The sequence below is a fragment of the uncultured Aquimarina sp. genome (assembly GCF_947492405.1).
Classification (GTDB): Bacteria; Bacteroidota; Bacteroidia; order Flavobacteriales; family Flavobacteriaceae; genus Aquimarina.
Genome location: NZ_CANLMP010000001.1, coordinates 743,533 through 765,952 on the forward strand (window position 1 = coordinate 743,533; position 22,420 = coordinate 765,952).

At 31.7% G+C, this 22,420-nt stretch carries 22 protein-coding genes; 13 read left to right on the forward strand and 9 right to left on the reverse strand.

The annotated features are described in order from the left end of the window. Positions 1-2 precede the first annotated feature (2 nt). The 6 genes from Q0829_RS03320 to Q0829_RS03345 all read left to right on the forward strand — a co-directional run bounded on the left by Q0829_RS03320 (position 3) and on the right by Q0829_RS03345 (position 2,961). The gene (locus tag Q0829_RS03320) at positions 3-434 is read left to right on the forward strand and encodes a 3-hydroxyacyl-ACP dehydratase FabZ family protein (RefSeq protein WP_298539905.1); all 432 of its coding nucleotides are present in this window, start codon (positions 3-5) and stop codon (positions 432-434) included. A gap of 1 nt (position 435) precedes the next feature. Continuing rightward, positions 436-588 (forward strand): hypothetical protein, encoded by a 153-nt coding sequence (locus Q0829_RS03325; protein WP_298539908.1) that lies wholly within the window; start codon positions 436-438, stop codon positions 586-588. Beyond that, positions 581-1,858 carry a beta-ketoacyl-[acyl-carrier-protein] synthase family protein gene (locus tag Q0829_RS03330; RefSeq protein WP_298539910.1) on the forward strand — a complete coding sequence of 426 codons (1,278 nt, stop codon included), beginning with the start codon at positions 581-583 and terminating at the stop codon, positions 1,856-1,858. Before Q0829_RS03325 ends, Q0829_RS03330 begins: the two co-directional genes overlap by 8 nt. 10 nt (positions 1,859-1,868) lie before the next feature. Continuing rightward, positions 1,869-2,123 carry a phosphopantetheine-binding protein gene (locus Q0829_RS03335; protein ID WP_298539912.1) on the forward strand — a complete coding sequence of 85 codons (255 nt, stop codon included), beginning with the start codon at positions 1,869-1,871 and terminating at the stop codon, positions 2,121-2,123. Further along, positions 2,120-2,662: a 4'-phosphopantetheinyl transferase superfamily protein gene (locus Q0829_RS03340; RefSeq protein WP_298539914.1), complete on the forward strand. Its 543-nt coding sequence runs from the start codon at positions 2,120-2,122 to the stop codon at positions 2,660-2,662. Before Q0829_RS03335 ends, Q0829_RS03340 begins: the two co-directional genes overlap by 4 nt. A 155-nt stretch (positions 2,663-2,817) precedes the next feature. Continuing rightward, on the forward strand, positions 2,818-2,961 hold the full coding sequence (locus tag Q0829_RS03345; RefSeq protein WP_298539915.1) for a hypothetical protein: 144 nt from the start codon (positions 2,818-2,820) through the stop codon (positions 2,959-2,961). A gap of 73 nt (positions 2,962-3,034) precedes the next feature. Here Q0829_RS03345 and Q0829_RS03350 read toward each other — a convergent pair whose 3' ends face one another. Further along, positions 3,035-3,640: a YceI family protein gene (locus Q0829_RS03350; protein ID WP_298539917.1), complete on the reverse strand. Its 606-nt coding sequence runs from the start codon at positions 3,638-3,640 to the stop codon at positions 3,035-3,037. A gap of 197 nt (positions 3,641-3,837) precedes the next feature. Here Q0829_RS03350 and Q0829_RS03355 point away from each other — a divergent pair, with 197 nt between their 5' ends. Beyond that, positions 3,838-4,020 carry a hypothetical protein gene (locus tag Q0829_RS03355; RefSeq protein ID WP_298539919.1) on the forward strand — a complete coding sequence of 61 codons (183 nt, stop codon included), beginning with the start codon at positions 3,838-3,840 and terminating at the stop codon, positions 4,018-4,020. Between the two features lie 3 nt (positions 4,021-4,023). Here Q0829_RS03355 and Q0829_RS03360 read toward each other — a convergent pair whose 3' ends face one another. Then, the gene (locus Q0829_RS03360) at positions 4,024-5,247 is read right to left on the reverse strand and encodes a multidrug effflux MFS transporter (protein ID WP_298539921.1); all 1,224 of its coding nucleotides are present in this window, start codon (positions 5,245-5,247) and stop codon (positions 4,024-4,026) included. Between the two features lie 135 nt (positions 5,248-5,382). Continuing rightward, entirely contained in the window at positions 5,383-8,385 is a 3,003-nt protein-coding gene (locus tag Q0829_RS03365; protein WP_298539923.1) for a carbohydrate-binding protein, read from the reverse strand. Between the two features lie 257 nt (positions 8,386-8,642). Here Q0829_RS03365 and Q0829_RS03370 point away from each other — a divergent pair, with 257 nt between their 5' ends. After that, positions 8,643-9,215, forward strand: a complete 573-nt coding sequence (locus Q0829_RS03370; RefSeq protein ID WP_298539925.1) for a DUF4251 domain-containing protein — start codon at positions 8,643-8,645, stop codon at positions 9,213-9,215. An 88-nt stretch (positions 9,216-9,303) separates the two neighbouring features. On the opposite strand, the gene Q0829_RS03375 is transcribed toward Q0829_RS03370, so the two are convergent. From Q0829_RS03375 to Q0829_RS03385, 3 genes are read right to left on the reverse strand one after another with little or no spacing between them, the layout of a single operon-like run. Then, on the reverse strand, positions 9,304-10,149 hold the full coding sequence (locus tag Q0829_RS03375) for a hypothetical protein (RefSeq protein WP_298539927.1): 846 nt from the start codon (positions 10,147-10,149) through the stop codon (positions 9,304-9,306). Further along, positions 10,121-11,248, reverse strand: a complete 1,128-nt coding sequence (locus tag Q0829_RS03380; protein WP_298539929.1) for a hypothetical protein — start codon at positions 11,246-11,248, stop codon at positions 10,121-10,123. Before Q0829_RS03380 ends, Q0829_RS03375 begins: the two co-directional genes overlap by 29 nt. A gap of 38 nt (positions 11,249-11,286) precedes the next feature. Further along, positions 11,287-12,186, reverse strand: a complete 900-nt coding sequence (locus tag Q0829_RS03385; RefSeq protein ID WP_298539931.1) for an EamA family transporter — start codon at positions 12,184-12,186, stop codon at positions 11,287-11,289. Positions 12,187-12,355: 169 nt separating this feature from the next. On the opposite strand from Q0829_RS03385, the gene Q0829_RS03390 reads away from it, so the two are divergent. From Q0829_RS03390 to Q0829_RS03400, 3 genes are all read left to right on the forward strand, one after another. Then, positions 12,356-13,411: an AraC family transcriptional regulator gene (locus Q0829_RS03390; RefSeq protein WP_298539933.1), complete on the forward strand. Its 1,056-nt coding sequence runs from the start codon at positions 12,356-12,358 to the stop codon at positions 13,409-13,411. A gap of 97 nt (positions 13,412-13,508) precedes the next feature. Then, entirely contained in the window at positions 13,509-13,940 is a 432-nt protein-coding gene (locus Q0829_RS03395; RefSeq protein WP_298539935.1) for a nuclear transport factor 2 family protein, read from the forward strand. Between the two features lies 1 nt (position 13,941). After that, positions 13,942-16,101 carry a DUF5916 domain-containing protein gene (locus Q0829_RS03400; protein WP_298539937.1) on the forward strand — a complete coding sequence of 720 codons (2,160 nt, stop codon included), beginning with the start codon at positions 13,942-13,944 and terminating at the stop codon, positions 16,099-16,101. Between the two features lie 66 nt (positions 16,102-16,167). On the opposite strand, the gene thiE is transcribed toward Q0829_RS03400, so the two are convergent. Together thiE and Q0829_RS03410 are read right to left on the reverse strand one after the other, a co-directional pair. After that, positions 16,168-16,812 (reverse strand): thiamine phosphate synthase, encoded by a 645-nt coding sequence (gene thiE, locus Q0829_RS03405; RefSeq protein ID WP_298539939.1) that lies wholly within the window; start codon positions 16,810-16,812, stop codon positions 16,168-16,170. Between the two features lie 36 nt (positions 16,813-16,848). Next, the gene (locus Q0829_RS03410; RefSeq protein WP_298539941.1) at positions 16,849-17,424 is read right to left on the reverse strand and encodes a DEAD/DEAH box helicase; all 576 of its coding nucleotides are present in this window, start codon (positions 17,422-17,424) and stop codon (positions 16,849-16,851) included. A 452-nt stretch (positions 17,425-17,876) separates the two neighbouring features. Here Q0829_RS03410 and Q0829_RS03415 point away from each other — a divergent pair, with 452 nt between their 5' ends. Then, the gene (locus Q0829_RS03415; RefSeq protein ID WP_298539943.1) at positions 17,877-20,069 is read left to right on the forward strand and encodes a T9SS type A sorting domain-containing protein; all 2,193 of its coding nucleotides are present in this window, start codon (positions 17,877-17,879) and stop codon (positions 20,067-20,069) included. 110 nt (positions 20,070-20,179) lie between these two features. Here Q0829_RS03415 and Q0829_RS03420 read toward each other — a convergent pair whose 3' ends face one another. Further along, entirely contained in the window at positions 20,180-21,166 is a 987-nt protein-coding gene (locus Q0829_RS03420) for a hypothetical protein (protein ID WP_298539945.1), read from the reverse strand. Positions 21,167-21,337: 171 nt separating this feature from the next. On the opposite strand from Q0829_RS03420, the gene Q0829_RS03425 reads away from it, so the two are divergent. Continuing rightward, the gene (locus tag Q0829_RS03425; protein WP_298539947.1) at positions 21,338-22,396 is read left to right on the forward strand and encodes a helix-turn-helix transcriptional regulator; all 1,059 of its coding nucleotides are present in this window, start codon (positions 21,338-21,340) and stop codon (positions 22,394-22,396) included. Positions 22,397-22,420: the final 24 nt, after the last annotated feature.

Consider the following 22,420-nt stretch of genomic DNA (forward strand, 5'->3'; position numbering starts at 1 on the left):
TTTTGACAAAAGAACAAATTATAGAAAAATTGCCGTATGAAGCTCCTTTTCTGTTTGTAGATGAAATTTTGGATGTAGACGAAGATTGCATTAATGGATGTTATACCTTAAAACATGATGAATATTTTTATGAAGGTCACTTTAAGGGTCATCCTATTACACCAGGTGTTATTCTAACCGAGATTATGGCTCAGATTGGTTTAGTGTGCTTTGGAATATTTACACTAAAAAAAGAAATAGAGGCAAACAAAATTAGAGTCGCCATGACCAGTACCGCAATCAATTTTTATAAATCCGTTCTCCCTGGAGAAAAGGTATTTGTAAAATCAGAAAAGGAATATTTTCGATTTAATAAATTAAAATGTAAAGTTGAAATGTTCAATGAAGAACAAAAGTTAGTTGCAAAAGGAGAAATTGCTGGGATGATGGTTTGAAATGATTAAGTTATCTATGAGTTTTGGATATACAATAATAAAAGTAGCAATTGATACTAATGAAGTTTCAGGAAGTGTTATAGGGTTAATTGGAGTTAAAACAAGGTTTAGAACAATGATGGATTTTATTAATTATTCCAAATTTTATGAATAAAAGGAGGGTTGTTATAACAGGTTTAGGTGTGGTTTCTCCTAATGGAACGAACGTTTCAGAATTTAGTAATGCTATTAAAACTGGTATTTCTGGTATTCAATATATAAATGAATTAAATCAACTTAAATTTTCTTGTCAAATAGCTGGTAAACCATTCTATAAGGATGATTACTTAAATAATTACTTTAACACCATTCAATTAAAAGGATTGAATGCTTCAGGTTTAGAATATGGTGTCATTGCCGGATTAGATGCGTGGAAAGATGCTGGATTGATAATCTCTGATAAAACTGAAAATCCACTTTGGGACGTAGGGATTATATTTGGAACTGGAGTATTAGGAGTTGATAAATTTAGAGAAGCAATTTATAAAGTCGATGCAGGAAAAGTAAGAAGGTTAGGGAGTACCTCTGTAATACAAACCATGGCAAGCGGTATTAGTGCATTTTTGGGTGGAATGCTAGGATGTGGAAATATAACTACAACTAATTCATCCGCTTGCAGTACTGGTACTGAAGCTATCTTAATGGCATATGATCGTATAGTATCCGGAAAAGCAGAAATTATACTCGCCGGCAGCACTAGTGATAGTGGGCCTTATGTTTGGGGAGGTTTTGATGCAATGAGAATTCTTCCGCATAAGTATAATGATAATCCTACGGAAGCTTCAAGGCCAATGAGCGCAACTGCTAGTGGTTTTGTACCAGGAAGTGGAGCAGGAGCACTCGTTATAGAAAGTTTAGAAAATGCAAAGAAACGTGGAGCTACCATATATGCAGAAATACTAGGAGGACATGTAAATAGTGGTGGTCAGAGAAACGGAGGCAGCATGACTGCTCCCAACAGTATGGCTGTAAAAGAATGTATTAAGCGAGCAGTTATAAATTCTGGAATTGATGCAAAAGATATCGATACAATTAATGGTCATTTAACTGCCACTACGAAAGATGCCACGGAAATCGAGAATTGGTGTGATGCATTAGATAGAAAAGGAAAAGATTTTCCGTATATAAATTCATTAAAAAGCCTCGTAGGTCATTGTCTTGCAGCATCAGGCAGTATAGAAAGTGTTGCCACAGTACTTCAGTTAAAAGAAGATTTCGTTTTTGGCAATATAAACTGTGAGGATTTGCATCCAGAAATAGCTGCTATGGTAGACAGAGAAAGGATTCCTAGTAAAACAATATCTAAACCTCTTCAAATTGCAGCAAAAGCGAGTTTTGGGTTTGGAGATGTAAATGCTTGTATTATCTTTAAAAAATATTCATAATCAAAATTTCATGACAAAAGAAGAATTACTATCTAAATTAAAAACTATTATAGAACCTTATGTCCAGAATCAAGAGGGATTAGAAAATATGTCTGAAGACACCAACTTTATAGACGATTTAGAGATTAACTCCGCTAATTTGGTGGATGTAATTCTGGATGTTGAAGATGAATTTGATATCGAGATAGATAATGACGGAATGGATAAGATGCTTACCGTAAAGGCCTCCATAGAGGTAATTCAAAATAAATTAGCAGCTAAATGATTGGTAACGATATTGTAGACCTTAAACTTGCTTCTGTACAAAGTAATTGGCGGAGAAAAGGATGGCTACAAAAAATCTTTAATGAATCAGAACAAGATAAGATCTGGGATGCAGAAGATTCTAATCATATGGTATGGAAACTGTGGAGTATGAAGGAAGCGGCGTACAAAGCACACCAACGGCTTTTTTCGCTGTCACCTAAATACAATCCGTATGATTTTATTTGTGCGGATGAAGATGTCACAGTGCAAGATTATAATTATCGTACTGTCTCAAAACAAACAGAAAAGTATATCTACACAATTGCATTCACAGATCAAACGAATTTCATTTCAAAGGTATTTGTGGATGAATCATTACAATATAAAAGCAAACTTGTATATTATATTGCTGATATGATGGATGTAAATCTATCTGCTGTCACTTTACAAAAAGATATAAATGGCATTCCAATCGTCAAAATTCATAATAAGATAACAGATATAGCTATTTCTTTATCCAGTCATGGATCGTTTTCTGCTTTTACAGTTGATTTATAGTTCTGAAAAAGTATTTTCTAATTTCTTTTCTTTTTTATCTAAAAAATAATAGGGGGCATTATCCCTAATGAAATACAGTATTTATACCCTTACATAGCTTATGAATTGCTTGTATATTTGCATAAGGGAAAATGAATACATAAAAATAACACAAGATGATTTCGCAATTAATAACTCAAGGGGAAGAAAAACGTGATGACAAAATTCAAATTACACGTTTAAGAGAAACTAATATTGTAAATACAGGACTTAAGACAACTTCTGAAAGATTGGCAAAAGCGTATAGTATAAATTTGTAATCAATTTACTCGATAATTGAGATCTAAATACTCCAGGGCGCGCATTGAGTAGTTTTTTACTTAAAATTATATATCACTTCAGAATAGGGAAATCAAATATAATATTCAGTTTGTTTTTCTCCCTTTCATCATGGATATTAACATCAAAATCGCTAGTGTAAATAGTAGTCTTACCTAGAAGGTTTTTTGTGATATCAAGGGTGAAATTAATAATAATTTCTTTAGTAATACCTTTAATAGTTAGATCTCCTATTACTTTATAATTATTATCGCCAAAATGAACTACTTCTTTGCTTTCAAAAGCTATTTTTGGATGCTTCTTTTTATAAAAAAACTTTTCCCACATCAAATGACCATCCCTTAAGAAATTATCTGTATCCAAGGTGTTTACAAGTGCAGTTCCTTTAAAATAAGCATTATCCGGATCTTCTGGGTTAAATGATATTTTGAAATCCAAACCGCTAATCGTTCCATTGGTTTCTTCAGAAATGAAATCAAAGGATATCTTAGCATTTTTCTTATCAAACTCTAACTTGATAACATCATTGATTAAAGCTTCTTCATGACCAATATAGCCGTCAGATACATTAGTGATATCAGAAGGCGAAGCCGGAAATTGTCCATATCCAAAAGGGATCAACAAGATTAAAAAAAGAATTAGATTAACGTAGGTTTTCATAATATATATCGTTTATAGGTATATCAATAATCAAGAATCGTTCCAACCGCTTGAGCAAATCGGTGATTGTAAAATAGATGAAAATTGAGTAAATAATTATAATTTGATGTTAACGTTTCTACTAAATTCTAAAAAAAAATCTAACTTAGAATAGAAATTAATTGTTAATCAGGTAAGTAAACCATAAAAACTCTTATATGGAAAATCAAAACAAAGAGAAATCCTGGTCAAAAAGAAAGTTTGCGGATTTCCAAAACAAGTATCGTAGATCTTCTAATTTCGGGTATGGTTCCAAAAGGGATAAATTTGCTATCGCAGGTGATGGTGAACTATCCGTTCCCGGAAAAAAGAAAACAGGTGATACTGATGCTATCAGCTAAAAGTTATTGTTTCACCTTTCTCATGGAAGCTTTTAGGTATAGTAGAATCCCAATAGAAATTGCTGCACAAATCGAAAAACCTAAAAATAACGGTAGTGCGGTATTTTCAACATATCTTCCTATGTAAGTACTAATAGGGACAGCCATTATTGTGCTTATAAATCCCGTTAAAGCAGCAGCTATTCCCGCGATATGACCTACTGGTTCCATCGCTAGTGCTCTTAAGTTACCGAATAAAAATCCTATCGAAAAGAATTGCAATCCAAAGAAAATCAGCAATATAACTACACTAGGATTGGTGTCTCCATAAAATAATATAATATATAATAAAGAAATACCAAAGAATGCGTATAATGAAATAGAAACTAGTTTTTCCATTCCATATTTTAGAACCAAGGTACCATTCATAAAAGTAGCAGTACCAATAGATATTGCTAATAATGCAAAAATATATGGAAACTCATCTTTAAGTTGGTATTGCTGTTCAAAAATTTGCTGAGAACTACTAAGATATACCAAAAAAGAACCTACAATAAAACCAGAAATTAAAGTATACCCAATAGTGTTTTTATATTTTGATAATTCTTTAACTCCATCTATAAAAATGTAAGAAGAGAACTTAATACGCTTGGAAACTTCTAAGGTTTCGGTTTGTCGTCTCCAAAACCAAAAGGAAACTAATCCACTAAATATTAGCTGAATATAAAATATAGCTTGCCAGTTATATTGGTCTAATACAGATTTTCCTAAAGCAGGAGCTATAATAGGAACCAAAATAAAAACCACAGTGATAAATGACATAATGCGTGCCATATAGTCACCACTATAAATATCTCGAATCATGGCAATGGCAATAGTCCTGGGAGCAGAAAGACCAATACCTTGTATAATCCTTCCTGCAATCATTACTGTAAGACTAGTAGCATTAATACACATGAAACTAGCAATAATAAAGAGTGCAAAACCCATATAGACTACTGGTTTTCTACCGATACTATCCGAAATAGGACCAAAAATAAGCGGACCTATACCAAGACCTAAAAAAATCATGGTAATCAATAATTGATTGTCCGCTAATTCAGTTGTACCAATAGTAATCCCTATAATATCCAAAGCAGGTAATAATGCATCAATTGCTAAAGCTACAATAGACATTAGAGATGCCATTAATACTATAAATTCTAACTGTGCATATTTCTTTTTGAGCATCTGGCAAAAGTAGCTCATTTAGTAATACAGTCTAATATTGATTATTGCTATTTAACCTTTATTTAGTAAGGACATATTTTTTATAGTAAAACTAGTTATGGTTTATGGTATGTTTGCTATTATTAATTTTAAAACCTGCAAAAGTTTTTTTGATCATTTTTCGATTAAAATCTTTCTATTAAATATCTCTTTTCCATTTGTAATCTTTGCGATATATAATCCAATTGGTAAATGTCCTAAACTGATTGAACCTATTCCATTTTCTATTTGCTCAGTGTATACTGCTTGACCTGTACTGTTAAAGATATCAATTTTAGCATCTTTTGAATTATCAATACTGATATGAAGTATATCTGACAATGGGACAGGGTAAAGGTTAAAATTAGTCTTTTTAGTTTCACTGATTCCGGACCTAGAGTTTCTTACCATGTCAAATCTCCATTGTTGATTTTGATTGGTACTACTGGAGGACCACAAATACACATTTTGATCAATAGCACCACCACGGTCACCATCTAATGAATAGTTTGTTCCTCGTTTTTGTAATCGATAATGTCCATGTCCTGCATCTATTTTTTGCCATTGCTGACCATAATCTGATGCATTACAAGGTTGTAGTGTTACATCTTGTCCATTAGCACCTCCAGATCCACCATCCCAGCATAGATTGGTGTTGTATTTTTGATATGAATAATAACCTCCTCCACGATTTATTTCCGTCCAAGTTAGATTATTATGTTGCACATTAGTATACAATTCAATGCTTCTATCTACAACTGCACCACTACCACCATCAATAGCAAAACCAGGAGCATTTCTTTTCACTAACTGGAAATTACTTCCTTCGGTTGTTACTACTTCTCCATACGCTTGTACTTCAGCTAAAGATAAAGTACCGGTTCCGTTTATCTGTACCTTGATTATTTCTCCTATAGCTCCATCAGTATCTATAAGGATTGAAGGGTTGGGAGCAGAGGTAAAAGTTTTAGAAAATGTGGTATCCCCACCTGAATTTATAATGGATACGGTAAAATTGGATAATCTATTTGTACAACAACCATCTGTTCTATTGAAAATAACAATTTCATCAATATTATAACTGGATTTTAAATCTACTTGCCACCAAGGGTTTACTTCTGTTTCTGTATGAGTTACAGATCCTGCTGACCATTTTCCATTCGTATTATTATCGATAGCTCTTGGGGCAGCACCTCCATGTGCCTGACTAGTGGATGACTGCGTAGCTGTGCCATTTAAGGCGAGATTGTCTGCTCCTTGATTATCGTCACTAATAGAAATTTTAATACTATTAAGGTTGAATGAATTGGAAACTCCACTCGCCAAAACTTTCATGCTTTGCACCCCTTTAGATAATGTTATTCCTGTTTTAATGGTAAGATCATTCCATATTTGCATTCCTCCGGTTATAGCTAAAGGTATTTCTCCTGTTTTATCATTGCCTCCAAATTCGAACTTTATTTTCCCACTAGCATTATTTGCTGCATAGTTTATAGATATATCATAAGTAGCTGTTTCCGGTACATACACTGTATATGTCAACCATTCTCCAGATGCTATCCAACCTATGTTATAACCACCTCCAGTACGAGTTTGTATGTCAACATTTTCGTCAGTACGATATTGATTTCCAGAATTACCTTCAGAAGAATCTTTATAGGTTCTTCCGTCTCCAATAACTGGAGAGTAATCATAATTTTCTGCCTCAATTGTCATTGGTAAAACATTCATATTATAATTAGGCAATCCAGCTATAAATCCACTGATTGGATCTCCATAACAACCGGATGGCCTTCTATATGTAAGACCTCCCCAACCAAGCGCATCATTGGTCCAACCAGCTTGTTCGTATCCGTCTATGTCTATTGATTTGTCTCGGGCGCGTAATGTCCACTTAGCTTCATCTTCTGATTTAAAGCCTCTACCGATATAATGTCCTACAGACATCTCCCAATTAGGACGATTTTTTGTAAAGCCTCCAATACCATCTGGGCTTATAGATTTACTGTACCATCTTTCAGTTCTATCAAAACCTTGAAGAAAAGTACTAGGCTCCCAAGGGGAGGTTTGATCAGGATATGAAGCTACATATGACACATTATAACGTAATGAATATTCTAACCCTAATAACAAACGATCATCTTCGTAACTGTATAAATCATCTCCTTGATTCCATGCCATTTCTGCCATAGAGTTTAATAACCCTAAACCAAACATTACATGTGCTTGATCTCTAGATGATTCTTGACATTGTCCCGTTTCATAAATATAATTGGTCAATACCTCATTATATCCATAATCAGGGATAGAATTTCCTTGTGAAGTATTGTAAGTGTCTACGTGTTCTCCTGAATCAATAAGATTTGTGTGCGTTCTTGGACCTGATGGATACGATAAGTCATCAGATCGGTGTGGTTGTCCTTTTATATATCGAAGTGCACGATCGTACATGATCTCGTTATCCAAAAAGATTCCCATTGCCATAACCGTACGCCAACCTGATAATCCCTGATTACCGTGACGTCCAGGATCTCCTTGATAGGAACTCCAATAAAATGTACTATTAGATCTGATGTTAGAAGGGACAGTTGTGTTAGAGTATCCCGGATATACTAGCATATCTTTAAATTTCTGTATATCAGATTCCTCCCAACCAGTGTAGGTACTTTTTATAATTTCTGCTGCTTCAATCATGATATGGGCAATACCGCCGCTGAGTGCTTCTGTTCCATTACTGGTTACCGATTTTAAATTGGACCAAGCTTTGAAAATTTCTATTGCTTTTTCTGCATGTCTTGTATCTTCACTAATATACCATCGAATAGCATTGTAATATGCAGCTCGAATATCACTATTCCAAGCATTATAGTTGGTTCGAGGAGAATCTCTTGCTAATAAAGTAAAGCTTTCATTTCCTTGCACATTATAGTTGTAACTTGATTTAGAATCAGCCACCATATTTTGGTAAGAAGTATACCACGGATCAATTTTTGCTTCTACCATGTATTTCATTCTGTCAAGATCTGATTTTTTATGAGATATACCTGGATGTACCATTTGAGCTTCCATAATATGTATAGCTATAAAATGAAATAGTAAGAAAAGGATTATTTTTTTTGAAGGATAAGAGTTGTTCATGGTTAGTGTGTTAGGTTATTATTTGTGTATTGAATTTAAATTGGTCAACCAATTAATCAAATGTATCCAATCATTGAGCTTAAGTTGGTACAGCTTTAGAATTCGTAAGTAGTTTTTTAGAATACGATATAAATGGATCTATCTAAATTGTAGAATTGATCAAAATAACCATCCACATTAAATATTGAAAAATAAAATTCGTAAATTACGGTATGAAAATTGATGATTAAATAATTGTAAAACAAAAAGATAGAAAAATGAGGGGTTTAGTTTTTATATGTATCATAGGTGGTTTTTTGATTGGATGTAATGGTGCAAAAAAAACCGTAGAACCAACTGCTAAAAGTAAAGCTTTGGAAGCAATGATTGCCGATAAGGAATTTACTATAGAATCAGATTGGATGTATCCACAACCAACAACTAGTATGAATGCTATTGCTAACAGTGGCTTACTTCCTCCGGGAAGTACTACGAATAGCATAAATCTTATAGGAAATCCGAATTCTCTAAAGGTTCATGGAGATAGTATTACATTGGATTTACCATTTTACGGAGAAAGACGATTATCATCTGGACAATATGGTGGAAACGAAGGAGGTATTGTTTTTAAGGGAATACCTGATCGATATGAAGTAACAAAAGATGAAAAGAGACAACGATATATAATCGAGTTTACTGTAAAGAAAAATAGTGAATCTTATCGAGGGATTATTACATTGTACCCTAATTGGAATAGCAATATTGTAATCAATAGTACATATTTAACAACAATCCGATACAGAGGAACGGTCTCTGGTCTTGAAGAGGATGCTGCTGTAGTAACAAATTAGTTTAGACTTTTTGAATAATTCGATAAGTAAACTACTAGTTGTGTTTATTTCTAATAAAAGGGTAAGTAACAAATAGGTTAATCAAAACCTAGATGCTATTCTGTAGATCCTCAATATCTTCAATGTAAGTTTGATAAAACTCTTCTACATAAGGCCTTCTGGTATTATATCCTTGTGATAAAAGTTCTTCTGATGTTTTCAGAAGGGTTAAAATCTCTGAAGGGTTTTTATTAAGAGCTTTCATAGTTTTTGCCTTCCAATAAAAAAGGTCAGCATTTTTGTTATTCTTAATTCCTAAATCAAATTTTTCTAGTGCTTTTTCTAAATTACCAGTTTCAAAATAAGTAATGCCGTGGTACATAAATGCTCTACTTTCTATATATTTTAGATCTCCAGATTTTGATTCGTGTTCGAAAAACTTCTCAAAATACGTTTGTGCTTTAGGGTATTCTTTTTTCATCATATAGGCAATACCTCTCATAAAGTCAATATTCTCAGACTGTGGATAATCTACAAAATTTGGAGTGAGTACATCTAATTCATCAAAATCTTTAATAGCATTATCATAATCTCTATAAAAGTATAAGTATAGATATCCTCGATATCCTTGCCATGATTCTGGATCAAGTGATACAGCTGTAGCATATTTCTTCATCGCCTCGGTATTAATACCTCTTTTTACTCTAGAAGCACCCATTTCTCTATACGAGTCAGAAAAAGTAGCATCCATATTAATAGCTTCCTGAATTAAAAAATACTCTTCTGGAGAACCTTGATAATAAGATCCGTGCAATCCTTCTATAAACTGTTTGGCATATGCTTTTGACTCTGCTTCATCAAATTCTTTTTTATATAATTCTGGTTGTTTGCTACAAGAAATTATCAAGCAAAAACTACAAAGAATACTACGGTAAAATATCTTGAATTTCTCCATTTTTTAAAATAAAAGTTAGATAGAAATATGAATCTCTCTTCTTGTTTCTTATGATGACTGGTTTCCATTCTTTTACACTGGAAAGTATGTCATATAAATGGGTGATTGTTTCGTTAGAGAACTGTTTCTTGTTATAATTAAAATCCGCCGATTCATCAGTGGTGAATTTACCGGCAATACCTTTACAATTAATTACAAATCTAAAGGTTAAGTATCCTGATTCATTAGTTAACTTACTAGCATCTAGTTTACTATTGATTAACTTTTTTAGATTACTTTTCCCACCAATAAATCCTGCTCTATCATTTTCTCCATTATAATAATCGGCAATTAATTTATGTGGTAAGCAAAGATCCAATTCTTTGTCTTTATCAATAGTTTGATCAAAATTAATATAGCCAACACGTTGTATACCATGTTTAGATTGTTTATCAAATTCTGAAGGTAGTAATTGTTCTACCAAAATTCTTTCTATTACATCCTTATTTGTACTTATTATAGATGAATATAATCCCAAATCTTGCACATAAATACTACGAGACTGTAATTGCACGGTATCTCTAAAGGTTTCGCCAAAAACGGTAATGTCGGTCGTATTTTGCTCTACTATTTTAGCAGGTTTATTTTTTATGATAGTGTCTTTAATCATTCTGGTAGACTGATAGATATCCTTGGAAAAAGAATCTTTGTTTTTCAATTTTGTTTTATAATACACTGTATCTTTTCTAAAAGTCAAGTAGGTTGTAGCTTCTTTATCAGTATAAAAAGCCACTAGTGTATCCGATAGATAATATTTTTCGCGATTAATTTCCATAATTTCTCCATCTTCAATTTTAAACTGCTTAGAAGATTTTAATCCATACGAAGGGCTATAAGTTTCTTTACGATAAATAGAATCATTAATTTTTTCAATTAAAGAATAATCGAGAAGCGTTTTTTTACTCTGTTGATTTTTAGGGTAGATATTTATATAGCATTTGTTAATGACACCCTGATCACCAGCGCCTTGTGAGATGAAAAAGCGCTCAATATTATCTGATTTTTTATTACATGAATAACAGATGACACATAAAAACAATAGAAGTAATTTGTAATTCATTTAGTTGGTAATGGTTTAGCAATAAAGGTAATTTAATTTTATGAATACAAAATCAAAAATACACCAATCATAATACCAAATAAAGGAATTAATTTTTTCCTCTTATTTTTTTCTTTAAAAACTAACCCACCAATAACCACAGCAATTAGTATCTGACTTCGTTTTATGGCAGATAATAACATAATTAACGCCTCAGGATCTTGGAGTGCTTTAAAATAAAAATAATCTGCTGCTTGCAGTAAAACACCAACGGCAACAATTGTCCAACGCCAGTTAAACTTCTTCCTTTTTTCAGGATTGTTAAACCATGTTAATGATAAAATTACCAACAATATTAAAACGGTGTACCAACAAAACCAGAATTGCAAGGTTTGTGGATTCAATGATAAACTCTGAATTAGGAATTTATCATATAGACCACTAGATGCTCCTAAAAATGTAGCTCCAATAATAGCAAATATCCATTTATTTCTTTTAAAATTGATTCCTTCTTTTTTTCCTATTTTAGAATATAGAACTACCGAGAATATGATGAGAAAAAAACCGATCCACTGCAGCAGGTTAGGTTTTTCTTGGTAAATCAAAATGGCTCCGATAAAAGTAAAAAAAGGTCCCGCAGAACGTATGGGTGTTACAATGGTTATTGGTAAATGTTTTAAAGCTTGATATGCCAAAACCCATGATGTAGTCATGATCATTGATTTTATAAAGATAAAACCGTGAGTTTTCCAGGAGATACTAGTAATATGAAACCCTATTTCCTTAGTATATTCTGGAAAATAGTGCGAACCAATAAAAAATGGAAGAAGTAATAAAAATCCTGAACCTATGGTTCCTAAAAGTACAGGGAAGACTTCATTTCCTTGTACAGCATGTTTTTTACACAGGTTATGTAATCCTAAAAAAAGTGCGGCTAATAAACCTAAATACATCCACATGCCGCGAATATAGTTTTTTAAGCTATTTTGTAATTATAATATCGAAATTATCTTTTAAAATTACCTTGAATTCCTTCTTTGCTTTTTTGAGTACAACTAACGTTTTATGACTATAGAATCTATTGAATTTTTAGTAAGATAGTTATATATTTGAGCCTAAAATATATGTATGTCTTTCAATAATCCATTACTATTTTTTATTTGTGCGATAGGTGTTTTTAATGGATTTTTGGTAAGTTTTTATTTTCTTTTTTTGAGTAAACAAAAACGAGTTCAGAACCTGTTTTTCGGATTATTAGTGTTGATGCTAAGCCTTCGTATTGGTAAATCTGTATACATTATTTTTACTCCTGTTGAAGAAAAAGATTTATTAATTCCTCAGTTAGGTTTATCAGCTTGTTTCTTGATTGGAGTCTCATTGTTTTACTATTTAAAATCTTCAGTAATCAATTCGAAAGAAGTTTTAAATTCCTGGAAAATACACTTTTCGATATTATTTTTAATTGTACTTGTTGTAGGTGTTCTCAAGCCTTATGAATCGAATGTATATTTTTGGCATACTTATTTTATACATTTTATTTATATCGTTTGGGGAGTGTACCTTTTTCTTTCGGGTTATGTTTTACGATATATTTTTAAGAAAATAGCAAGTAACACTCAAAAATGTACTACTGCAGAACTTTGGTTAGTAGCAGTATTTATTGGTAATGTACTTATTTTTATTGCCTATATGATTGGTTATTTCTATTTATACCTGATAGGAACAATTACCTTTTCTGTAGTATTTTACGGATTGCTTTTCTTTTTTCTGTTTAAGAAAAATAGAGAAACCATTTTTCAAGATATTCCAGAAAAATATAGCGCTAAAAAGATAGATGCAAAAGAGGCACATTTTTTAATTGAGCAACTGAATACATTAATGCAAGAAAAAGAATTATATAAAGAAACTGATATCAAGTTACAATATGTAGCTAAGAATATACATATTTCTACCCATAAATTATCTCAATTATTAAATGATAATCTAGGAAAAAGCTTTGCATCTTTTATTAATGACCATAGAATAGAAGAAGCGAAACGATTATTAGCAACCAATAATCAGTTTACATTAGAAACTATCGGTTTTGAATCAGGATTTTCCTCTAAATCAAACTTTTATGCAACTTTCAAGAAAGTAGTTGGTAAGACTCCTTTAGAATTTCAAAAGGAGTTTTCGCAAGAATAAGATTCCAATTTTATAATTCTGGACACCTAAATTATAACCTATCATTTTAAACTAACGTCATTTTAAGAGGTTTGAATAAACTTTTAAATCTTTTATTATGAAATCATATGTATTTACATTCATACTTGTATGTATTGTTCAATTTTCAAACGCACAATCTGAAACTTCTCTTATAGAAAAAACACTTCAGAACTACATTGATGGGAGTTCTTATAACAAGATTCCCCAACTAAAAAGTGCTTTTGCGGAAAACGCTACACTTTATCTTACTACCAAAGATGGTTTGTTTAATCGATTCACCCCTGATGAATATTCCGGGTTTTTCAAGAATAAAACACCAGGAACGTTTAATGGACGTCTTGGAAAAATTCTAGAAATAGCTATTGTAAAAGATATTGCAACAGCAAAGGTGGAGATTTCTTTTCCTGAAAAAGGGATGCTATATATAGATCTTTTCTTACTGAAAAAGGAAAATGAAGCCTGGAAAATTATTAGCAAAACTGCTACTAGAATTGATGAAAATAAGTAAAATGAAGTATTACGTTTTGTTCTTAATATTAGTAGTACCAATATCTTTAGTTGCACAAGATTCAGTTATTACATTCAAGGACACAACCATTGAGGTTGATGGGAATATAGATGAAAATGTTTGGCAACAAATACCTGAATACACTAATTTCTATAATTATTTACCTACTGATGAAGGGCTCGCAGAAAATCAAACTTCTGTAAAATTATTTCATAATGGTGTTTATTTATTCGTAAGCGCTATTTATAATGACACTACAGAAAGAACACAGGTAAGTACTTTAAAAAGAGATGTGCCAATTGGTTTAAGCGATGGTTTTGTACTGGTTTTGGACACCCAAAATCAAGAACAGAATGCTTCTTTTTTTGGATTAAATTCTCTAGGTAATCAAACAGATGGTTTGATAGGCCGGGACAGTGAAGGATATACAATGAACTTTAATTGGAATACTGTGTGGAAATCTAAAGCAATATTAAATGGTACAAAAAAACAATATGAAATGGCCATACCACTAAAAGCATTAAATTATAATACTAATAATGCTGTTTTTGGTGTTCAATTTTATGTTCGTGATATCAAGAACAATTCTTGGACTATTTTTAAAAATGTAAAACGAAACTATTCAAATTTTGATTTACGATTTACTGAAAAATTTATCGTAGAGCATCTACCGAATAAAGCACCTTCTAAATTTACAGTAACTCCTTCATTTACTATGAACTATCAAAAAGATATTCTCGAAGATGAAGAAATGGAGACATTTGTACCAAGTTTGGATATACAATATAATCTAACATCATCCCTAAAATTAGATCTAACGATAAACCCGGATTTTTCTCAAATTGATGTAGATCAACAAGTAACTAATTTATCTCGTTTCTCCATTTTTTTTCCTGAACGAAGAAACTTCTTTTTAGAGAATAGTGATTTGTTTTCTAGTTTAGGTGTTTTTGGGGTTAATCCGTTTTATTCGAGAAGAATAGGAGCGGATAGCGATATTCAGTTTGGAGCAAAACTATCTGGAAATATAGCCCCGAAAACCAGAATAGGTCTTTTAAATGTACAAACAAATAGAGAGGAAGAAACAGCTTCACAAAATTATGGCGTACTAGTTACCGAACAACAAGTAACAAAAAACATTACAACAACTGGATACTTCATTAATAGACAAGAAACTGATAGACTAGAATTCATTGATGATTACAATAGAGTAGCAGGTTTAAATTTACGATATACCTCTTCGAACAATAAATGGATAGGTGAAACAAATTACAGTACAAGTTTTAGCGATGGTGTTTCTAAAAACACTAGTTTTTATAATGTAGGGATATCGTATAATAAACGAGGGTTAAATTGGAATACTTCTATAAAGAAAGTAGAAGAAAACTATACTACAGATGTAGGGTTTACCCCAAGATTATTTAATTATGATGCCATTAATGATGTGCAAATACGAGAAGGTTATCTACAAACATCTTCTGGTATAGAATATGAAGCTTTTTATGAAAAATCAAGTATCTTAAATTCTATTCGCTTTGTAAATTATGGTATTAACAATTACTTTGATGAAAGTGGTGCATTAACGCAATCACAAAATTTCTTTAATTCCGCTATTTTCTTTAAAAATTTGTCAGCGGTCTATTTTGTAATTAACTATGATTACATAGATCTAAAATATGGTTTTGATCCTTTAGGAAACGGAAATTCACTAATCCCAGATATTTATCGTTTTGGAATATTAAAAGTAGGATATAATTCAGCTAATAATCAAGCATTCCGATATCGTGTTAATTTACAAAGAGGAACTTATTATAATGGAAAACGAACTGTTGGTGGTGCTTATCTTAATTATCAATTATTGCCTTTTGCTAATTTAGAAGTATCTTATGACGTAAATTCTATTGATTTACAAGAACTTGGTAAAGAAACCTTCCATTTAGCACGCTTCACTGGACAAATATTTTTTAGTAATAGAATAAATTGGACTACCTATGTACAATACAACACCCAAGGAGATAACTTTAATGTAAATAGCAGGTTACAATGGGAGTACAAACCTTTATCATATGCATATCTAGTAGTTACTAATAATTATAATAAAGATATAGAAGCTGAAAATTGGGGAGTGGCTTTTAAAATTAATTATAGATTAGATTTTTGATAAGATAATAGAATTACAGACAAACATTAACACCTGTAAAGACTATTTCTGATTATCTCGCATATTTTATTTAAATGTATACCGTTGTTCTTCTGTTGAAGAAGCATTTAATAATTGGTTAAATGTTCTAATAGTATTAAAGTTATTCGTGATTTCTCCAGATACAGCTATTCCAGAAATTCCGGTTTTTAATATATCAGTAACATCATTTGTGGTGATCCCTCCAATACCAATAATTGGAGTTTTGCTTTTTAAGCCATCTATAATTGAAGTATAACCACTTATACCTAAAACAGGACTTAAATTATCTTTAGTGGTTGTAAATCTATATGGACCTAATCCAATATAATCCACTTCTTTGTTAATTAAAGTCTCGCAATCTATCAAGGTATTTGCTGTTCCTCCGATAATTTGCCAAGTATATAAGTACGTTCGCGCAATAGTAGGGCAAGAATCCGTTTTTCCTAAATGCACACCGTCTGCTTTAACCTCTTTTGCTATTTTATAATGATCATTAATAATTAATCTCGTCTGAAAATGAGAAGTAATTTCTCTAGCTTCTTTAGCAAATTTTAAGAGTTTTTTTTCTGAAATATTTTTCAATCGTAGCTGCACTAATTCTGCACCAGAAGTACATGCTTTTTGGATGTTCTCTATGTGCTCTTTTGGAGAGTTTCCTTGCGAAATATAATGTAATTTAGGTATAATCATATATTAATTATATTGTAGTAAATAGTTAACAGATATTTAGGTAGCTACTGTTTTAGAATATTCCATAAAGTTAGATTCAAAACGTTTTAGTTTTGGATGCATTTTTTCCGAATATAATACATATTGACATTTTTTAATACCTCGAGTTATTGAAAGAATAGCTGTATAAGCTGAGTTTTGAATTAAAAAATCCGCATCATCTACACTAAAAATCTTTATTTGAGAAGTACTTACACCATTCGATAACAATAACTTATTCATTGAAATAGGTGTAGAAATAAGAATATCTACACCTTCAAATATTTCTGATTTTTGCAAATCAATATGTAATTGCTCGTGTCCTACATAGACTCGTAAAGAATTATGCTTCGTATAGGCTAAAAAAGCATCATATAAGTCTAAAGCGCGCTCTGTATTTTCTACAAGAACTATTGCTCTTGGCGCATTTCCTACCGCCTCACATTTTAACTTTTGCAAAGTAGTAAGTATAAGGGTAGTCGTTTTCCCACTATCTTTTGAAGCAGTACAAAAGACATTGGCACCACTTTTAATTACAGGAATACTTTTGCTCTGAAAAGAAGTAGGCGTTATAATTTCTAGATGCGCTAGCATATCTTTTATATGGGAGTGTAATTTTTTAAAAGGCATAGGAATTAAAGAAATGATTGTTTAGCGTAAGATTCTTAATTGTTATTCTGGTATGAAACAAAGATACTACCTAGAAACGGAATAAACAGATAATTACTTTTTCTAATCTGAAGTATTAGAGTAGTAGCCTTAAGAAATGTAGTAATAGAGTCCTCAAAAATTAAAAAAAATAGCAGGATAAAGGCTTAGTAAAAATCGATTAAACTCAAATAAATCCTTTTGAACTGCTATAGATATCCTAAAAATTTACGCTTATCCTATTTTTTATATAACAAAATTATCAATATTGTATTTTTTTAAGAATAAAATTAACATTTACATAATTAATTAAATATATTTGCGCCACAATTAATTTATTATTCACGCATAATACTTTTAAACTATTTAACACAAATCAATTAATCTAAAACCTAAGAATGAAAACTCAACTAAGCTTTACAAAAAGAACTTTATGGCTATTGGCCATAACAATGATGACTACTGTCGCTATGGAAGCACAGCAGGTTATTAATGCCACCTTACAAAACGATGGAAGAACAAGACAATACCGTTTGTATATTCCTGCAAGTTATGATGCCAATACACCAACTCCTTTAATTTTAAATTTTCATGGATTCACCAACAATATTGATACTCAGTATAATCAGAGTGATTTTAGACAACTAGCTGAAGACAATCAATTTATATTTGTAACGCCACAAGGTCTTGGTTTTCTTGCAGGATGGGCAATAAATAATAATTTTGGAGGTAATGAAGATGACCTGGGATTTTCTGATGCTTTGATAGATAGAATCCAACAAGATTATAATATTAATGAGAAACGAATTTATGCTACAGGATTCTCTAACGGAGGTTTTTTTAGTTATAGGCTCGCTTGTGAATTAAGTCCTAGAATTGCGGCAGTAGCATCGGTTGCAGGAAGTATGACCAGAAGATGGATAGATAACAATCAATGTCAACCGCAACATCCTACGGCTGTATTACAAATAACAGGTACTAACGACAATGTAATTTCCATAAACGGTAACGGAAGTAATGAACCTATACAAGATGTAATGGAGTACTGGTCTGCAGTTAATAATGGAGACGCTACACCAGATGTGATTCAATTAGGAGGTGGATCCACACGTTCTATTTGGGATAATGGTGATAATGGTGTGACAGCGGAATTTATTAGAGTTCAAGGAAAAGGACATAGCTGGAACGGAGGAAATATCAACACTTCTCAAGAGGTTTGGGATTTCTTTTCACGATTTGATATAGATGGAGCTATAGATGGTACGCCACCACCGCCACCTACAGCCTGTAGTACTACAATATCTTCTTTCCCTTTTAGTGAAAGTTTCGAAAGTAGTTTAGGACAATGGTCACAATCTACAAGTGATGATATCAATTGGACAAGAGATTCTGGAGGTACGCCTTCTAATAATACAGGACCATCTAGTGGAGCAGATGGCAATTTTTACCTTTATGTAGAAGCATCTGGTAATGGAGACGGTTTTCCTAATAAAAGAGCTATACTCAATTCACCATGTTTAGATTTTAGTGCAGTAGATACTCCAACACTTAACTTTCAGTATCATATGTTTGGTAGTGCTATCAATAGTTTAACAGTAGAAGCAAGAACAAACAATACAGGAAACTGGTTGTCTGTATTTAGTAGATCTGGAGATCAAGGGAATACCTGGAATGGTACGAGCATAAATCTATCTGATTATGCTGGTAATCCAAGTGTACAGCTACGATTTAATGTAGTAACTGGTTCTGGTGGTAGTGGTTGGCAAAGTGATATTGCAATTGATGCTGTATCCATCCAGAATGGTACTGTAGATCCAGGGCCAACTTGTGACAGTATAGATTTCAATGATTTTACAATTACTTCCTTTTCTAATCAAGATAGTGCAGGTAATTTCTCTATAGAAAGTGGAGGAGATGCGTTATCATTAACTAATAATACTTGGAAATATATTGGTCTTAATTATAATGTTACCTCAAATACAGTGATCGAATTTGACTTTAGCAGTACATCTCAGGGAGAGATTCATGCCGTAGGTTTTGAGGACAATAATTCACTAACATCATCACGTTATTTTAAAGTACACGGTACTCAGAACTATGGAGTAACTAACTTTGATAACTACTCATCTGGTACTACTACCTATGTAATCCCTGTTGGAAATTTCTATACAGGATCTATGGATAGATTAGTATTTATAAATGATAATGATAGTGGTTCAGGAAATAATTCCATTTTTTCGAATGTAAAAATATATGAAGGCTCTTGTGAAGGTTCTCTAGTAGCAGAAAGATCTAGTGATTTTACTAGTTTAACACCAATATTAGGTACAGAAGGAGAAGGTATAGGCGCTATTAAAATGACTCCTAATCCTACAAATGATCTATTTTCTTTAAACCTAAACTCAGAAAGCACTGTAGAAACTATGATTAGTATTTATACTATATTGGGTCAGAAAAAGTATGAAGCTAGATTACAATCAGGTATAAATAATTTCTCTGCTAATAGCTTAGGACTTAGTTCTGGAGTTTATGTAGTAAAAATTAAATCTGAAGGAGAAGAAGGAATTGCTAAAAAATTAATTGTTAGATAATAAACAAAATAATTGATTCATGACATATAAAAGATGCTTCAGTGAAAATACTGAAGCATCTTTTTTTTAATCGATATCATGCAGGTGTAAACTAGTTTACTCAGATTGTATTACCAATTAACAGTAGTATTAAAATTTTGATTATCACCATTTACTTTATGAAAAACGGTACCACCCAAACTCACTTCCCACTTATACAAAGAAATATTAGTAGGTTTAAAAAACACAAAATCAGCTAATGGAAAATATTTTGTTCCCTTTAGTGGATTGCTACAATTGTTATTACTATTAAAATTGAAGTATTGTGTATTTCCAAATTGAGTACCTGTGTAATATTTTATTCTGCAATTGCCAGATATATTTATATTATATAACCTCTCTGTAGTCGTATTGTTATATATCCAGTTAGCTCCTCCTTTATGGCTCATTCTTAATTTGAAATAAACAAAAGTCTGTATGACACCTCCTAAATCAATAGTTTCAACAGCCAGATAATGTACCAATCGGTATTTTAAACTTTTATTTATTGGTGTTCCGCAATAACTTTGATATGTATTTCTATCAAATTCTTTCCATCCACTAGCTGGTTTATAAAGAGTACCATTTTGTGTGCTCAAACCTACTTTGCTAGAATAATTTACTAATTCAGTTTCTTCTACAGGTGATGATTCTTGCTTAAAAGTTCCAATAACTTTACTCTGATCTTTTGTAATAATACGTCCAAAGCTATCGATAGTATTCTCATAAAAAATACCTTCTGAGTAATGTATCAATTTATTTCCTATAATGAATTCTTTGTTTTCATTTAAAATAAATAAGAATGTAAAAGGAATATTATTTTTATCCTCTACAGTAATTTTATTGGAATGGTAGGCTGAAACATAATTAACCTGATGACTCCATTTTTCGAAATCTGAAGTTTCCTTGAATGTACTAAATAAAGTTAGAGTGCTTTGGTAATCTTCAAAGTCATCGAAAATTTTGATTAAATCTAAATCACTTGATTTCGGAATTTCTAATGATTCGTTTTCATAACTACAAGAAAAAATACAGGCTAACAAAAGGACAGCCACTAAATTTGAAATACTTTTTAACATAATAAAAAATTAGAGTTAATAATAGCACTGTTCCTATTTACGCTAAAACGTTACCCAATAAAATTGAATTTTTTAAAAATTAAAAAAAAGCACACTCAAAAATTTTCCTAATATTTACAAATAAAGAGCAAGAATAACATTCCTTATATTTGTGAAACTAACTATGATCGTTTGGAATTCAGTAAAAACTTGTTATTCTTTTTTAGTGCATTAGGAGCTTTTAATGGGCTTTTTTTGAGTCTCTATTTTGGGTTTTTAATTAAGAATAGGAGCAGAGCTACTTACTTTCTAGCGGCGCTGTTATTTGTAATAAGTGTACGTGTTACCAAATCTGTTTTCCTAACGTTTTATCCAGGCACATCTTCTTTATTCGTAAGTATAGGATTAACGGCTTGTTTTTTAATCGGTCCATTTTTATACCTGTATACTAAGATTGCCATAACACCTCATAAAGTCCATAAATGGAATTGGTTGTTTCATATTATTCCAGTATTAGTATTTATGACTGTTATAAGTATCGAATATCCTTATAGAGAATATAGGCATTTGTGGTGGCGTAGCCCTCCAAGAGTTTTTGGAATGTTATTATTTATACAGTGGACGCTATATACAATAGCTGCTGTTTATCAGGCTAGAAACACTTTTAAAACACTTTGGAGTAAAACAAAAAACATTACTACACTGGATTTCTGGATTATTAATATTGTTACAGGTGGTTTTATTATTTGGTTAGCATATAATACCACTAAGTATACCTCATATATTGTAGGTGCTTTATCATTTTCTTTTACCTTTTATATCACACTAGTTATTTGGATTATAAAACGAAGAAAAAGTACATTGACATTTCTTACACCAACGGTAAAATATGCCAATAGAAAGATTGATCAAGAAAAAGCTTCTTCGATTGCAGATAAGTTAGAGATCTTGTTTAAGGAACAAGAAATACATCGCAATCCTAACTTAAAGTTATCGGATGTAGCCGATCAACTTCATATAAAATCTCATGAACTCTCTCAATATCTAAATGATAATTTGGGCTTAAGTTTTTCCAATTATATCAATACATATCGTATAAAAACAGCTACAAAATTAATTAAAACCAATACATTACTTACAATAGAAGCTATTGGAAACGAATGTGGTTTTAAATCAAATTCTACTTTTTATGCTGCTTTTAAAAAACAAGAAGGTATGACCCCTTCTCAGTTTCAAAAATCTTGGCAGTAACCACGATTTTTTCTTCGAAATTAT